This is a genomic window from Telluria sp. ZB4P34, assembly GCF_059686055.1.
On sequence record NZ_JCASIF010000005.1, the window covers coordinates 137476 to 152861 of the forward strand.

Sequence of the window (15386 nt, forward strand, 5' to 3'; positions counted from 1 at the left end):
GCGGTCGGCATAGCCGACCACCCTACGAACGGCAGACCGTCAACGCCCCACCCGCTCCAGCTTCGCCACCGACAGGTCCAGCACCTTCATCCCCGCCGCGCCGAAGTTGATCTGGGCGCGCGCCGCGCCCGCCCCGCCTTCGATATTCACGATCACGCCTTCGCCGAACTTGGCGTGGGCAACGCTCTCTCCCACGCGCCAGCCGGAGCCGTTGCCGGATTTTTGCGTGATCTGCTGCGCGATGCGGTTGTCCGAGCCGTCGCGGAAGGCGGCGTCGTCCCAGGCCGTGGTCTGCTTGCGGCCGGCGAACCAGCTGGTCTGCACGCGCGGCGACAGCCACTTGATCGATTCTTCCGGCAGCTCGTCGAAGAAGCGCGACTTCATGTTGAAGCGCGTCTGGCCATGCAGCATGCGCTGCTGGGTAAAGCTCATATACAGACGCTTGCGCGCGCGCGTGATCGCCACGTACATCAGGCGCCGTTCCTCGTCGACGCCATCGAGCTCGCGCGCGCTGCTCTCGTGCGGGAACAGGCCTTCTTCCAGGCCGGTAATGAACACGGCGTCGAATTCCAGGCCCTTGGCCGAGTGCACCGTCATGAGCTGCAGCGCATCCTGGCCGGCCTGGGCCTGGGCGTCGCCCGCTTCCAGCGACGCGTGCGTCAGGAAGGCCGACAGCGGCGACATCACGCTGGCCAGCGGCGCATCCGAATCGAGGATCTCGATGCCGTCCTGGTTGACGATGGCCTCGCCCGTCGAGGGCAGCGCCTGCGGGCCGAGGTGGGCCGGGGCGCCCTGGCCGAAGCCTTCTTCCTGCACGAACTGGGTGGCGGCGTTGACCATCTGCTCCAGGTTCTCGATGCGGTCGGCGCCTTCCTTCTCGTTCTGGTAGTGCTGCAGCAGGCCGCTGCGTTCCAGCACCACGCGCACCAGTTCCGGCAGCGGCAGCTGCTGGGTCTCGAAACGCGCCGATTCGACCAGCTTGACGAACCCGCCGAGCGAGGTCCCGGCCTTGCCCGTCATGTAGGGCACCGCGGCATACAAGGAGATGCCGTAGGAGTCGGCCGCCATCTGCAGCTGCTCGATCGAGCGTGCGCCGATGCCGCGCGTGGGAAAGTTCACCACCCGCAGGAAGGCCGAATCGTTGTGCGGGTTGTCCATCAGCTGCAGGTAGGCGATGGCATGCTTGACCTCGGCGCGCTGGAAGTAGCGCAGGCCGCCGTACACGGTGTAGGGCAGCCCGGCCGCGAACAGCGCGTGCTCGATCACGCGGCTCTGCGCGTTGGAGCGGTACAGGATCGCGATCTCGCTGCGCGGCAGGCCATCCTTGACCAGGCTCTTGGCCTCGTCGATGATCCACTGCGCTTCTTCGAGGTCGCTGGCCGCTTCGTACACGCGCACCTGCTCGCCCTGCCCCGCGTCGGTACGCAGGTTCTTGCCGAGGCGCTTGGTGTTGTTCGCGATGAGGAAGTTGGCGCTGTCGAGGATGTGGCCGAAGGAGCGGTAGTTCTGCTCCAGCTTGATCAGGTTCGTGACGCGGAATTCGCGCTCGAAGGCCTGCATGTTGCCGACGTTCGCGCCGCGGAAGGCGTAGATGCTCTGGTCGTCGTCGCCCACCGCGAAGATGGCGCCGCCGCCGTCCTCGTCGTGGCCGGCCAGGAGCTTGAGCAGGTTGTACTGCAGGTCGTTGGTATCCTGGAACTCGTCGACCAGGATGTGGCGGAAGCGCATCTGGTAGTGGTGGCGCAGCGGGCCGTTGCGGGCCAGCAGCTCGTACGAGCGCAGCAGCAGCTCGGCGAAATCGACCACGCCCTCGCGCTGGCACTGGCCCTCGTACAGCTCGTAGAGCTCGATCATGCGGCGCTCGATCGGGTCATTTGGTTCCAGCCGACCTGCGCGCAGGCCCTGCTCCTTGGCGTTGTTAATGAAGTACATCAGCGCCTTGGCCGGGTACTTTTCATCGTCGACGTTGGCCGCCTTCAGCAAGCGCTTGATGAGCGAGAGCTGGTCTTGCGAATCGAGGATCTGGAAGGCCTGGGGCAGCGCCGCGTCCTTGAAATGGGTGCGCAGCAGGCGGTTGCACAGGCCGTGGAAGGTGCCGATCCACATGCCGCGCGTATTGATCGGCAGCATCGAGGACAGGCGGGTGAGCATCTCCTTCGCCGCCTTGTTCGTAAACGTCACGGCCATGATGCCGGCCGGCGAGACCTGCCCGGTCTGGATCAGCCAGGCGATACGGGTGGTCAGTACGCGCGTCTTGCCGGAACCGGCGCCGGCCAGGATCAGCGCGCTCTGCGACGGCAGGGTGACGGCGGCGAGCTGTTCGGGATTGAGGTTATGGAGGAGATTCTGCATCCGGCCATTATAACGCCGGGATTACTGTATGCCCATCCAGCTTTGCAACAGCGGCGGCATGCTGGGCGGCGCAGCTATTTCCCGGCCGAGCGCTTGCCCGGGTATTCCGGCAGCCCGTCGTCCGTCTTCATCCAGCGCAAACGGCTGCGCACGAAGGTGTGGTCGCCGGGCGGGGCCTGCTCCGGATCGTCGAGGGTCGCACTGGCGATATCGAGCTCTTCGGGCCAGCGCGCGTCTTCGAAACTGAGCGTCGTGCCGCAGTGCGGGCAAAAGCCGCGCAGCACGTGTTCGCTCGACGCGAAGCGTTGCGGCTCGCCCTGGGTGTAGCGGAAGTCGGCGCGGCGCGCGCTGAACCAGGCCAGGGCCGGGGCGCCGGAGATCCGGCGGCAATCCGTGCAATGGCACAGCGTACTGTTGAACGTCTCATCGCTTACCGTATAGCGAACTGCACCGCAGAAACATCCTCCCTGCAAGTTCATCCTGGTCTCCTTTCCGGTGGCCAACAACGGACTCATCAGTATAAGCGGCCCATCCTTCCGCGCGCCGCCCGATTGTCTTTTCGCTTATTTTAAATACAGATCGCGACAGATTCGCGTGGCCCGTCAGACCATTACGTTCCGAAGCACTCAGTCTCGCATACCTAAGTTTCGGGCCAACATTTCGTAGGTGCGAGCAGCTTCCCAGCTCAAAGGAGAATTCTTATGCTGAACCGCGTAGTTACCGTTGCCGCGCTTGCCGTCGGCGGCATGATGCTGTCCAAAAAACTGAAATCGAACCGTAGCGGCTTTGGCGCCAGCTCGTCGGTGACCGAGACCATCGAAATCAACGTCCCGGTCAGGACCGCTTATAACCAGTACACCCAGTTCGAGGACTTCCCGCAGTTCATGAAGAGCGTGAAGGAGATCCGTCAACTGGACGACAAGCACCTGCACTGGCGCGCCAACGTGGCCGGCGAAGAGAAGGAATGGGATGTCGAGATCACCGAGCAGATCCCGGACAAGCGCATCGCCTGGCGCAGCGTCACCGGCGTCAAGAACGGCGGCGTCGCCGATTTCCACAAGATCTCGGACACCTGCTGCCGCGTCACGGTCCAGATGGACTATACGCCGGAAAACGCCATCGAATCCCTGGGTGACGCCATGGGCGCCGTGCGCATGGAACTGCGTAGCAACCTGCAGAACTTCAAGGAACTGCTGGAGAAGCGTGGCTCCGAAACCGGCGCATGGCGCGGCAAGATCGCTCAACAATGAGATCGCGCTGACCTGACGCGCGCTGCCTCGGCATCGCGCGCCGCCAACTTTTTTACCGGTTGGTAAAAAACGGCCTGCCGCATGACGCGGCAGGCCGTTTCTTCGTCAGGGCAAGCCGTCGCGCCGATCAGCCCGCCTGCGGCACCGGCTTGGCCAATCCCTTTTCGCGCGCCTCGCGAATCAGGGCGCGCACGGTCTTGTCGGCCGCCTTGCTCTCGCGCTCCATCTCCTTGCCGAGCGCGCCCATTTTCTTGCCGATCGCATCCATCGGCTTGCCGGCGTCGCTCATGCGGCGGCCGATCTCGTCCATCGACTTGTGCGCCTGGCGCATGCCCGGCCCCTCATGGAGCTGGCTGATCTCCCGGCCGGCCGCCGACATCTTCTCGCCGACTTCGCTCATGCGGCGCTGGAGGCGTTCACGCTCCTTGACGCTGTCGGTGGCGCCCATCTGCTTGCCGAGCTTTTCCATCTCGACGCCCAGCGCTTCCATGCGTTCCTCGACGACGCGGAGCTTGTCTTCGTCGGGCTTGAAGCCGCGCGCCGCCACGTCCATGTCCTTGCCCAGCGCATCCATCTTCTTGCTGTGCACGTCCATTTCCTTGCTGTACACATCCATCTGGGCGCCGAGCCGGTTCATCGGCGCCCAGGCCGCGTCGACCTTGGCCAGCAGGGCCTGGTCCTGGATATACCAGGCCTGGCCGCCGTCGCGGAACCAGAGGAAGTCGCCCTGAACGCGCCGCTTGGCGTCCTTGATGTCGTCCCAGTCGTCGTCGCTGCCGCTCACGGTCATGTCCTTGTCGCCGGCGCGCACCACGGCATACGGATGTTGCCGGCCCTCCTTGCGCACCACGCGGCGCTCGGCCGGCGCTTCGGATGCGGCCGCGCTTGCGGCTGCGCTTTCAGCCGATGCCGCATAGGCCGGCGCGGACCAGGAATAGAAGGCGGCGGCAGTGGCCAGGCCAAGGATCGGCAGGGCCAGTTTCCAGTTCAGCGGTTCGGCTTCGGGACGAACCAGGCGTTTAATACGGGACATAAGATTTCCTCCATGTGCTGCTGGGGCAAGTTGCGGGGTGAACTGGAACAAATCCAGCTCGGACAATGCAAGCGCCAGGCGCCGCGGTTCGCCAAGCGTGCTTGCGGCTACATCATCTGCAATCTGTTCGCGCTCCTCGCGGATCCGGTTCGACAGCCACCACACGGCCGGGTGGTAGAACAGCAGGATCTCGATCGCGCTCTGGATCAAATTCACCAGGTAGTCACAACGGCGCACGTGCGCCAGCTCGTGCGCCAGCAGCGCTTCCAGCAGCTGCGGGGGCATGCCCGATACCAGCGCCGCCGGCACCAGCACGATCGGGCGCCACCAGCCGGCCGTTACCGGACTCGTCAAATCATCGACGAGGCCGAGCGTGACGCGCCGGGCAATGCCCATCTGCTGCGCGATGCGGTCCAGGCGCGCCTGCCATGCCGGATCGGGCCGGTACTGCCCCGGCCGGCTACGGCGGCGCACCCAGGCCAGGCCCAGCATCATGCGCAGGGCCAGCAGGCCCGCGCCCAGCGCCCAGAACAGCACCACGATCGGCAGGCGCTCCTGCAAGGCCATCTCCCAGCCGGCGAAACGGCCGGCGTCGATGACGACCACCGGCAGCTTCGATGCCGCCGTCGCCACCGTTTCGGATGCCAGCAGCGGCAGCGCCGAGTTCGGCATCCCGGCATTCGGCTCGGCCATGCGCGCGACCATCCCGGCCAGCGGCAACGCCGCGCACAGCAGCAGGGCAGCGCAGGCGACCAGGTAACGGGCCTGCGGCCGCGCCTTGCGCATCAGCGCCAGCAGCAGCGCGGCAGCCCAGCCGACCAGCAGGCCCTGCCACAGGAAATCGATCAGTGCCCAGGCCAGGCTGGACGCGGCCGTGCCGACCAGTTCGTTCATCGGGTGCTCTCCCCTCGTGCGCCAAAGGGCGCTGCTTCGTCATTGGCATCTAGATTAAAAGTTCTAGATCGAATTGTCTAGAACTTTTTTTCTACTTCAAGCCGGACTGGTCCGGCGAGCTTGCAGGATAGGTGCGCGCGCAGCGCCCGGCCAGCGCGCTGCGACAGGCGGCAGGATTCGGGGAACAGAATGACAGGCGGGGATCAAACGACAGCGCGGCCGGGCGGCCGCGCAGGAAGCATGTTGCCGGGCGCACCGTGGCGGTCCGCCCGGAAGGATCAGTACACGACGACGGAGCGGATCGACTCGCCCGACTTCATCAGCTCGAAGCCTTCGTTGATGCGCTCGAGCGGCAGGTGGTGGGTGATCAGGTCGTCGATGTTGATCTTGTTTTCCATGTACCAGTCGACGATCTTCGGCACGTCGGTGCGGCCGCGCGCGCCGCCAAAAGCGGAGCCTTTCCACACGCGCCCCGTCACCAGCTGGAACGGGCGGGTCGAGATTTCCTGGCCGGCCGCCGCCACGCCGATGATGATCGACTGGCCCCAGCCCTTGTGGCAGCACTCCAGCGCCTGGCGCATGGTGGTGACGTTGCCTACGCATTCGAAGCTGTAGTCGGCGCCGCCGTCGGTCAGCTGGACGATGGCGTCGACCACGTTCTCGACCTTGGTCGGGTTGATGAAGTCGGTCATGCCGAACTTGCGCGCCATGGCTTCGCGTTCCGGGTTCAGGTCCACGCCGATGATCTTGCCGGCGCCGACCATTTTGGCAGCCTGGATCACGTTCAGGCCGATGCCGCCCAGGCCGAACACGACCACGTTGGCGCCCGCCTCCACCTTGGCGGTGAAGATCACGGCGCCGATGCCGGTGGTGACGCCGCAGCCGATGTAGCAGATCTTGTCGAAGGGCGCGTCCGGGCGCACCTTGGCCAGCGCGATTTCCGGCACCACGATGTAGTTCGAGAAGGTCGAGGTACCCATGTAGTGATACAGCGGCTTGCCGTCCAGCGAGAAGCGCGAGGTCGCATCGGGCATCAGGCCGCGGCCTTGCGTGGAGCGGATCGCCTGGCACAGGTTGGTCTTCTGCGACAGGCAGAACTTGCACTGGCGGCACTCCGGCGTGTACAGCGGGATGACATGGTCGTCGCGGCGCAATGTGCTCACGCCAGGGCCCACATCCACCACCACGCCCGCGCCTTCATGGCCCAGGATGGCGGGGAACAGGCCTTCCGGATCGGCGCCGGACAGCGTGTACCAGTCGGTGTGGCAGATCCCGGTCGCCTTGACTTCCACCAGCACCTCGCCGGCCTTCGGGCCTTCGAGCTCGACTTCTTCGATCGTGAGCGGATGGCCCGCTTTCCATGCAACTGCTGCCTTGGTCTTCATGTTTTTCCTTCCTGAACCGGAACGTGTGGCGCGGCGCTGCCGCACTTGCAGAGCCGTCAAGTTTGAAATGATAACAAGGAGCGGAAATCCGCGTGACGAAACCGCGTGGCGGGGAGCGAGGGCATCTGCCGATGGCGAACGCATCTTGCAGATATTTGGGAGAAACGATAACACGCCAATCGTGGTTTGGCATAACAAAAACGACACCATTCATTATGTGTCAATACTTTCGCATCGCACGCTTGAATTTGTGGTGCATAAAGTATGACTTTTGGCATAGACTAATTTCACCGCAGACGTATGTATGCGGAAACAACCAGCGCACGAGGCCAGCAGAGCCAAGGCGTCACAATATGTTTTCAAACGGAGAATAGTAATGGTAGACAAGAACACTCGCGCATCCTCCCTTCGCGTTTGCCTGGCAGCCCTGGTCGCTGCCGGTGTGGTCGGCAACGCACAGGCCGCAGCCCCCGACACTACCCGCATCATCGTCGCCTTCAAGCCGGGCGCCGCCGCCAAGCTGAAGTCGGACGTCGCCACGGCCAGGGGCTCGGTCAAGCATGAGATCTTCGGCATGAACGCGATGGCCATCGAAGTGCCGCGCGTCGCGCTGAAAGGCCTGGAGAACAACCCGAACGTCGAGTACATCGAAGAAGACGTGGTGCGCAAGCCCTTTGCCCTGACCAGCCCATCGACCGGCACCCCGTACGCATCGGGCCAGCAGGTTCCTTATGGCATTCCCCAGGTTCAGGCAGACCAGCTGGGCGACGCCAACGCGGCCAACCGCAAAGTCTGCATCATCGACTCGGGCTATGACCGCAGCCATGAAGACCTGTCCGCCAACCCGGCTACCGGCGAATACGATGCGGGCACCGGCTGGTGGTACACCGACGAGGACAGCCACGGCACCCACGTGGCCGGCACCATCGCCGCCGTCAACAATGCCGGCACCGGCGTGGTCGGCGTGGCCGCCAACAAGCAGCTCAAGCTGCACATCGTGAAAGTATTCGGGGCCAGCGGCTGGGCCTACTCCTCGACCCTGGCCTCGGCCGCCAACAAGTGCGGGGCCGCCGGCGCCAACGTGATCAGCATGTCGCTGGGCGGCGGCCGTTCCAGCAAGACCGAACAGCGCGCCTTCGACAGCCTGTATGCCAAGGGCGTGCTGAACCTGGCCGCCGCCGGCAACGACGGCAACACCGTGGTGTCCTACCCGGCCGGCTACACCAGCGTGATCATGGTCGGCGCCGTCGACGAGAACAAGCAGTGGGCCACCTTCTCGCAGTACAACAGCAAGGTGGAACTCGCCGGCCCCGGCGTGAGCGTGCTGTCGACCGTCCCGATGGGCACTGGCCAGGAAGCCGTCCTGACCGTCGGCGCCGCCACCTACGCCCCGGGCGCGATGGAAGGCTCGCCGGTCAAGACCGCGACTGCCCCGCTGGCCGACTTCGGCATCGGCGACAAGGTCAACACCGCCGTCGCAGGCAAGGTCTGCCTGATCCAGCGCGGCACCGTGGACTTCTCGGCCAAGGTATCGAACTGCCAGGCCAGCGGCGGTGTCGGCGCCATCGTGTACAACAACGTGGCGGGCGCCTTCGGCGGCACGCTGGGCACCACCGTGACGAGCATCCCGTCGGTCACCGCGACCGATACCGATGGCGCCGCGATGAAGGCGCAGCTGGGCCAGAGCGCGACTGTCGGCATCAAGGCCAGCAACTACGCCTACTTCGACGGCACCTCGATGGCAACCCCGCACGTGTCGGCCGTCGCCGCCCTGGTGTGGAGCTACTTCCCGACATGCACCGCCGCACAGATGCGCGCCTCGCTCACCAAGAGCGCGCTCGACCTGGGCACCGCTGGCCGCGACACCAAGTACGGCTTCGGCCTGGTGCAGGCCAAGGCCGCACGCGACCGCATCGCTTCGCTGGGCTGCGGTAACTAAGGAATACCTGTCGTCGCAACGTAGAAGGGACGCCTGCTGGCGTCCCTTTTTTTTGTAGCGCGGTCCGGGGCGCGCAGCCGGCTTCGCCGACCGCGCGTTCAAATCAATGATGCGCTGTGGCTGCGCCGAGCGTAGCTGGACGCGCGGTCGGCAGAGCCGACCACCCTACATCAGTTGCAGGCGCATCGCATACTCCATGCGCCCCGCAGTTCCCGCCATCGGATAGGCCTCCCCCAGCACGCAAAAACCCGCGCGCTCGTACAGCGCCACCGCGGCCCGGTTCGCGCAATTCACGCCCAGCCCCACGGTACGCGCGCCGCGCGCCCTGGCCCAGCCGATCGCGGCATCGAGCAGTGCGCCGGCGACGCCGCGTCCCCGCCAGGCGGGCGCCACCCACATCTGGTACAGGTTGACGGTATCCGGATCGTCGGTATCCACCTGGGCCCACACCAGCCCGACCAGTTCGCCGTCGCGTTCAGCGCCGAGCGGATAGTCGATGCCCGACATCGCAGCCTTGTCCAGCCGCGCCGCCCAGTGCTCCGGCGGCCAGGCCTGCGCTTCCTCCAGCGTGGCGCAGAAGGCGTCGGGCGCATCCGCCAGGGCGGCCAGCCGGATCGCGCGGTAGGCCTGCCAGTCTGCCGGTTGCAGGCGCCGCACCGCGTTCCCCTCCTCGACCGCTTCCATCATTGCGGCGCGGCCAGCGCGCGCCCCTTGGCGGCGTAGCCCGCAGCCTTCGGCGCAGCGGTCCAGGTCGGACGCTCGGCGGCGTTGGCAACGTCGGCCACGCCCTGCACCAGCATGCGCGTCACGCGCGCCATGTTGTCGTAGTCGATCTTGTCCCAGGTGTCGTCCTTGCCGTGGTAATCCGGGAAGCCGTAGGCCACCGACAGCGTGTGCGCCGGCACCCCGACGTCGGCCAGCGACTGGTTGTCGGCGCGCGAGAAGAACATGTCGCTGAAGGACGCATGCTTCCACAGGCGGATGCCGGTCTGGTCGGCGGACTTCTTCAGCATCTCGCCCAGGGTCGAGAAGTCGAAGCCGGTCATCGCGATCGAGTCGACCTGCCGCCCTTCGCTGTCGTCGGTGCGGCCGGTTTGCTCCAGGTTGATGTTCACCACCGTGTCCTTCAGCGGGAACACCGGATGGCGCGCGTAATACTTCGAGCCGAGCATGCCCATCTCTTCGCCGAAGAAGGTCATGAACACGATGCTGCGGCGCGGGCGCTCCTTGCGCGCCGCCAGCGCATTGGCGATCTCGATGGTCGACACCACGCCGCTGGCGTCGTCGTTGGCGCCGTTGTAGATCTCGCCGTCGCGGATGCCGACGTGGTCGTGGTGGGCCGTCACCAGGACATAGGTGTTTTTCAGCGCCGGATCCGAGCCGCGCAGCAGGCCGACCACGTTGCGCAGCTTGACCGGACGGATGGCCGGGGCCGCGACCCGGGCCGAGACCGTCGCCCCGCCCTTCTCCAGCGCCGCCGCGGCATCGGCCGCATGCAACACCAGTACCGGCGGCGCGCTCTTCGGACGCGGCTGTTCGGGGTCGATCAGCCAGCCCCCGGTGCCGGCGCCATGGCGGCGCTCGCGGTCGAGCAGGATGACCAGCCTTGGCGTGCCCTTGAGTTTTTCCTGCAGCTGGCGCGCGGCGCCCGGCATCGGCGGGGCCGGCACCACCAGCACCTTGCCGTTGGCAGCCTCGCTGTTGTCCAGCGCATCCTTCCAGCTCATGAAGACGGCCGGGGTGGCCGCCAGCGTCAGGGGGGCGAGGAAGTTGCCGGTCGCGCCGCCGGCCGCCACCGTGATGGTGCTGCCGCCCGCGTTCACGCTCATCGTCACGTCATCGGCCTTGCGCTCGGCAAACTGCCAGTTCGCGGTCTGGAAGTAGCCGTCGTCGCCCACCGGCTCCAGGCCGGCGCGGCGGAACTGGGCCGCGATGTACTCGGCCGCCACGTCCTGCCCGCGCGATGGCGTGCCACGCCCTTCGAGCGCGTCGGAAGCGAGGAAGGACACATGGCCGCGCAGCGCCGCCGGCGAGATGGTGTCGGGGGCAGTGGCGGGGATCTGGGCACAGCCGGCGCTGGCCAGGGCGAGGACGATGGCGGAAAGGTAGAGACGCATGCGATTGCTTCCGTTAAAGATGGCTAGAAAAGCAATATCGCATGCCCGCCCGCATGCGGTCAATCCGTGAGAGGCGCTTTTCAATGCATATGTCTTGCGGCGTATTTGCCGGCATGTTCCCAAGCGCACGGACTGTGCTGCGAACTCCCCTTACACTTCCTCGTACCTTGTCAGGAAGGCAGGCATGCCGCACTGCCTTTCCTCCATGCCGACGGAGTGCCGATCGATGCGAGAACAGCTTCAATTCCTGTTGAGCCGCCTGAGGGAGCGCCTGTGGGTCAAGCCCCTGATCGCTTGCGTCCTGTCGATCGCCGGCGTGATGCTGGCGCATGTCGCCGATGCCGTTCCCATCGACTTGAAGGTACCTGAGATCGCACAGGGTTCGGTTGTCGACCTGCTCAAGATCATCGCAGCCAGCATGCTCGGCGTGGCCACCTTCGCCGTCGCCTCGATGGTGTCGGCCTACGCTTCGACCGGGCAGTCTGCGACTGCACGCGCCTTCCCGCTCGTCCTGGCGGACGACGTTTCTCAAAATGCATTGTCGATCTTCGTCGGCGCCTTCATTTTCGCCATCGTCGCGCTCAGTGCGACGACCAACGATTATTTCGGAAAGGCTGGCCGCTTCACGCTGTTCGTGCTGACCTTGTCGACCCTGGTCGTCGTCGTCGTGGTCTTCGTGCGATGGGTGGACAGCATCGCCCGCCTCGGCCGGTTGGGCGCCGTTATCGAGAAGGTCGAGCAGGCTTGTGCCGAGGCAATGGCCCAGCGCAAACGCCGTCCCTTCCTGGGCGGCATTGCCGCTTCCGGCCCACCGGGCGGCCTGGCCTTCCATAGCGAGCGGGGCGGCTACCTGCAGCGCATCCATATGGCCGCATTGCAGCGCATCGCTGCGAAACGCGGGGTCCGCATCACGCTGGCTGTCCTTCCCGGTTCCTTGATCGTGCCGTCGCGCCCACTCGGCTACGTGCTGCCGGATGCCGACGACAGCGGGCCGATCGAAGCAGCAATCCTGCGCGAGGCCTTCGTCATCGGCCCACTGCGCCAGTTCGACGACGACCCGCGGTTCGGACTCGTGGCCCTGTCGGAGATCGCTTGCCGCGCGCTGTCTCCCGGTATCAACGACCCGGGTACCGCCATCGGCATCCTGGCTGCGCTGCATCGCCTGTTCGCCCAATCGGCGCGGACTGCCGAACCCGACGAACCGGAATACGACCGGGTGGAAGTGCCGGAACTCGCCGTCGCGGACATGTTCGAGGACGCCTTTCCGGCGATCGCACGCGACGGCGCCGGACTCATCGAGGTGTCGATGCGCCTGCAGCGCATCCTGGGAGAGCTCGGCGCCTGCGGCGACGCGAGCATGCGTGTCTCCGCCCGCCGTCATGCCGCCCTCGCGAAGGCGCGGTCCGAACAGGCACTTGATTTTCCGCCCGATCTCGAGCAACTGCGGCGCCAGCATGCCGACTATTGGGGGTAGGCGCGGATCAGGGCATCGAGTTCGGCTTCCGCCGGCGGGCGCGCGAACACCTGTTGCAGGGTCCAGCCCTTCTTGTCCAGCAGATACGCGACCTTCAGGTGGAATTCGCGGTACAGGCCACTCCTTTCGGCATCGAGCTCGCGTGCGCCTGCGGCGAACAGCGCGCGGTTCTCCGCGAAGTCGAAGTCGCCGCCCTTGCCCACGTAGTCGGGGTAGCCTTCCAGCAGCCACTTCGGATAGCGCAGCATGGTCGTGCGCCCGAAGCTGCGCGAGATGTCGCTGTGGGTGATTTCGTGCGCGATGAAGTAGGACAGGGGCCGCTGGGCCGCGTCGGCGATCGGCCATTTCCCGGGCGGGTGGATGCGGTTGGCCGGAATGTCGGACGCGCGGATGAACACCTGCCGGGTCAGCCAGACATCGGCCGCGCCGCCCATCCGCGCATGGAAGCTCCGGCCGTACAGCCAGAGGCGCCAGGACTCGTTGCAGAAGAAGATCTCGACCGGCACCTTGCGGTCGTGCAGGACCGAGGTGCGCAAGCGGCGCGTCACGTCGTCGAGCACATCGGCGATCTCGTCCGGAATGGGGCGGTCCGACCATACCCGGTAATTCTGGTAGGTGACGTGATGGTCGAACACCGGCTTGGGGAAGCAAGCGGCGAGCGCATACGCCAATCCCAGGGCCAGCAGCCCGGCAAGGAGGTTCCTGGACAGGACCCAGGCGCGGCGGGTGTAATGATAAGTCTTGGTCGTCATCTCGCGTCGTGGTGCTGCAGCCACGACACAGGCGCCCGGCTGAACAGTATGGCAAACTTACCGGATCAGCCTTATTAAAAGCTTAACGCAAAGGCGCATGCATAACCGGGGATGAGCATGGACGATGTGACACGAGTGGAACTGGCGGACCTGGCCTGGCGCATCCACCATGCTGTGGAAGAAAGCGCCCTGCGCCACCCCGCCACCAGGGACGGCGACAGGGAGGACTGGCTGGACAAGCAGCGCCTGCTGCTGGCCGACATGGCGATCCACCTGCTCCAGACGGCGCTCCAGCCCGGACCGATCGAACTGGACAAGCTCAGGCAGAACCTGCACGCGGTCCTGACGATCTCGGAGCGCTTCCTGCCCGGCGCCGGCCTCAAGGAAGCGAGCGGCAAGCTGCATGATGCTTCTCCGGTCGTGCCAAGGTCATGACACGTGTTCCTGCGGTGCGCATTTACCGCGCTCCCTGAGCGCCGAACGACCGGAACGGCCGTCAGCCGCCTAGTCCGAGCTCGTGGACGGCCGCAGCAGCGGCAGGCGGACGGTGAATGTGCTGCCCTGGCCGACGCCGCTGCTGTGCGCCTCGACGGCGCCGCCGTGAAGCTCGACCAGCTTCTTCACCAGGGCCAGGCCCAGCCCGAGCCCGCCCTGCGCCCGGTCGGGCGTGCGCTGGGCTTGCGTAAACAGGTCGAACACGGCCGGCAACAGGTCCGGACCGATGCCGATGCCGTTGTCTCGCACCTGCAGGACCGCGCTGCCGTCCTGTTCCTGCAGCACGACGCGCAGCTCGCCGCCGTCGGGCGTGTATTTCGCCGCGTTGTTGAGCAGGTTGGCCGCCACCTGGATCAGCCTGGTGCGGTCGCCGCTGACATGCATGGGCTGGCTGGCGCAGTCCAGCATCAGGCGGTGCCCCCGGGCCTCGATCACGGGAGCGACCTGCTCGACGGCTTCGCGCAGCACGGCGCCGAGCTCGACCTCCGTCCTGTTGATGGTGACCAGGCCGCGCGTGACGCGCGACACGTCCAGCAAGTCGTCGACCAGGTGGGTCATGTGCGCGACCTGGCGGGCGATGACCTCGCTGGCCTGCCTGATCCGGGGCTCGTTCGCAAACAGCATGCGCAGGAGCTGCGCGGCGCTGCTGATCGGTGCCAGCGGGTTGCGCAGCTCGTGCGCCAGCATGGCCAGGAACTCGTCCTTGCGCCGGTGTTCCCCCTGCAGGTGCTCCTGCTGCTTTTGCAGGCGGTCGAGCATCTGGTTGATCGACCTGGCAAGGTTGATCGTTTCGCTGCTGCCGGCCAGGTTGGCGCGGCGCTCGTTGATCCCCTCCTCGCCGAGCCTGCCGGCAAACCGCTCGAGCTCCCGCAGGTCTTGCGTCAGGCCCAGCGACAGGCGCGATCCCAGCAAGAACACCACCAGGGCGAGCAGCGCCGCGATGCCGCCGATCAGGCCGTACTGGGACCAGGGTTCTTCCAGGAGCTGGTCGAACTCCGATGGATCCACGCGCAGCAGCAGGCCGAGATGCGCCAGGCGGGCTGGCGCCCTGACCGGCATCTCGAGCGTGGAACCGGTCGACGCCGCCCGCGCCTGCGCCTTCCACGCCAGCGAGAACGAGGGGCCGGGGTGCAGGTCGGGCATCCGGACCTTGTAGACCAGCGCGCCTTCGGGGGTGTTGGTACGCGAATAGCGCAGCAGGCTGACACCGACCAGTTCCGCACCCGCGGCCCCGTCGAAAATGGCAGCGCTTTCCTTGCCCTCGTCGATGCGCGCGCGCAGCCATGCCAGTTGCTGCTGGTCGAAGCGCTCGAGACCATTGCCTGCAATTGGCTTGCCCTCGAAGTCGGTGAACAGAAGCTGGACCGGAATGCCGTTGATCTGGCGCAGGCCGCTGAGAAAGGGCGACAGATAGGTTTCGCGTCCCGCGCTGTCGACCAGGCCGGTCGCCAGGATCGGGCTGCTTGCCACCTCGTCCATGCGGGTGACCAGCGTGCCGAGGTTGTTGCCGACCGTGCGTGCGTTGAACGCGGCCTCGCGCTGCTGCAGCAGGGCGATGGCGGAATCGTGCTGGCGGTTGACCAGCCAGAGCGAAGTCGCCGCCACCAGCAGCACGGCGACGGCGGTCAGGATGGCCGACGCCAGCGCAAAACGCTGCGTCAGGCTCGCGGTGCCAGGCTTCGACCACAGAGCCAT

The 15386-nt window shown here is 66.1% G+C and carries 12 protein-coding genes; 4 read left to right on the plus strand and 8 right to left on the minus strand.

The annotated features are described in order from the left end of the window. Positions 1-39 precede the first annotated feature (39 nt). Together AC56KL_RS11450 and AC56KL_RS11455 are read right to left on the minus strand one after the other, a co-directional pair. Positions 40-2352: a UvrD-helicase domain-containing protein gene (locus AC56KL_RS11450; protein ID WP_497180281.1), complete on the minus strand. Its 2313-nt coding sequence runs from the start codon at positions 2350-2352 to the stop codon at positions 40-42. A gap of 74 nt (positions 2353-2426) precedes the next feature. After that, complete coding sequence (locus AC56KL_RS11455) at positions 2427-2831, minus strand: GFA family protein (RefSeq protein WP_497180282.1); 405 nt, start codon at positions 2829-2831, stop codon at positions 2427-2429. 222 nt (positions 2832-3053) lie between these two features. Here AC56KL_RS11455 and AC56KL_RS11460 point away from each other — a divergent pair, with 222 nt between their 5' ends. Next, positions 3054-3602 carry an SRPBCC family protein gene (locus AC56KL_RS11460; RefSeq protein WP_497180283.1) on the plus strand — a complete coding sequence of 183 codons (549 nt, stop codon included), beginning with the start codon at positions 3054-3056 and terminating at the stop codon, positions 3600-3602. A gap of 127 nt (positions 3603-3729) precedes the next feature. Here the strand turns inward: AC56KL_RS11460 and AC56KL_RS11465 are convergent, their stop codons facing one another. Continuing rightward, positions 3730-5529, minus strand: coding sequence for a M56 family metallopeptidase (locus tag AC56KL_RS11465; protein WP_497180284.1), 1800 nt, complete (start codon positions 5527-5529; stop codon positions 3730-3732). A 278-nt stretch (positions 5530-5807) separates the two neighbouring features. Next, positions 5808-6914: an S-(hydroxymethyl)glutathione dehydrogenase/class III alcohol dehydrogenase gene (locus AC56KL_RS11470; protein WP_497180285.1), complete on the minus strand. Its 1107-nt coding sequence runs from the start codon at positions 6912-6914 to the stop codon at positions 5808-5810. 376 nt (positions 6915-7290) lie between these two features. Between AC56KL_RS11470 and AC56KL_RS11475 the strand changes: the two genes are divergently transcribed. Next, positions 7291-8853, plus strand: a complete 1563-nt coding sequence (locus AC56KL_RS11475) for a S8 family serine peptidase (protein ID WP_497180286.1) — start codon at positions 7291-7293, stop codon at positions 8851-8853. A 165-nt stretch (positions 8854-9018) separates the two neighbouring features. On the opposite strand, the gene AC56KL_RS11480 is transcribed toward AC56KL_RS11475, so the two are convergent. Then, on the minus strand, positions 9019-9540 hold the full coding sequence (locus AC56KL_RS11480) for a GNAT family N-acetyltransferase (protein ID WP_497180287.1): 522 nt from the start codon (positions 9538-9540) through the stop codon (positions 9019-9021). Continuing rightward, positions 9537-10970, minus strand: coding sequence for a M28 family peptidase (locus AC56KL_RS11485; RefSeq protein ID WP_497180288.1), 1434 nt, complete (start codon positions 10968-10970; stop codon positions 9537-9539). Before AC56KL_RS11485 ends, AC56KL_RS11480 begins: the two co-directional genes overlap by 4 nt. A gap of 184 nt (positions 10971-11154) precedes the next feature. Between AC56KL_RS11485 and AC56KL_RS11490 the strand changes: the two genes are divergently transcribed. Continuing rightward, positions 11155-12444: a DUF2254 domain-containing protein gene (locus tag AC56KL_RS11490; protein ID WP_497180289.1), complete on the plus strand. Its 1290-nt coding sequence runs from the start codon at positions 11155-11157 to the stop codon at positions 12442-12444. Here the strand turns inward: AC56KL_RS11490 and AC56KL_RS11495 are convergent. Beyond that, on the minus strand, positions 12432-13196 hold the full coding sequence (locus AC56KL_RS11495) for a hypothetical protein (protein WP_497180290.1): 765 nt from the start codon (positions 13194-13196) through the stop codon (positions 12432-12434). The two genes, AC56KL_RS11490 and AC56KL_RS11495, sit on opposite strands and share 13 nt — an antisense overlap. Positions 13197-13313: 117 nt before the next feature. On the opposite strand from AC56KL_RS11495, the gene AC56KL_RS11500 reads away from it, so the two are divergent. Further along, positions 13314-13631 carry a hypothetical protein gene (locus AC56KL_RS11500; protein ID WP_497180291.1) on the plus strand — a complete coding sequence of 106 codons (318 nt, stop codon included), beginning with the start codon at positions 13314-13316 and terminating at the stop codon, positions 13629-13631. Between the two features lie 69 nt (positions 13632-13700). Here the strand turns inward: AC56KL_RS11500 and AC56KL_RS11505 are convergent, their stop codons facing one another. Continuing rightward, positions 13701-15386, minus strand: coding sequence for a sensor histidine kinase (locus AC56KL_RS11505; RefSeq protein WP_497180292.1), 1686 nt, complete (start codon positions 15384-15386; stop codon positions 13701-13703).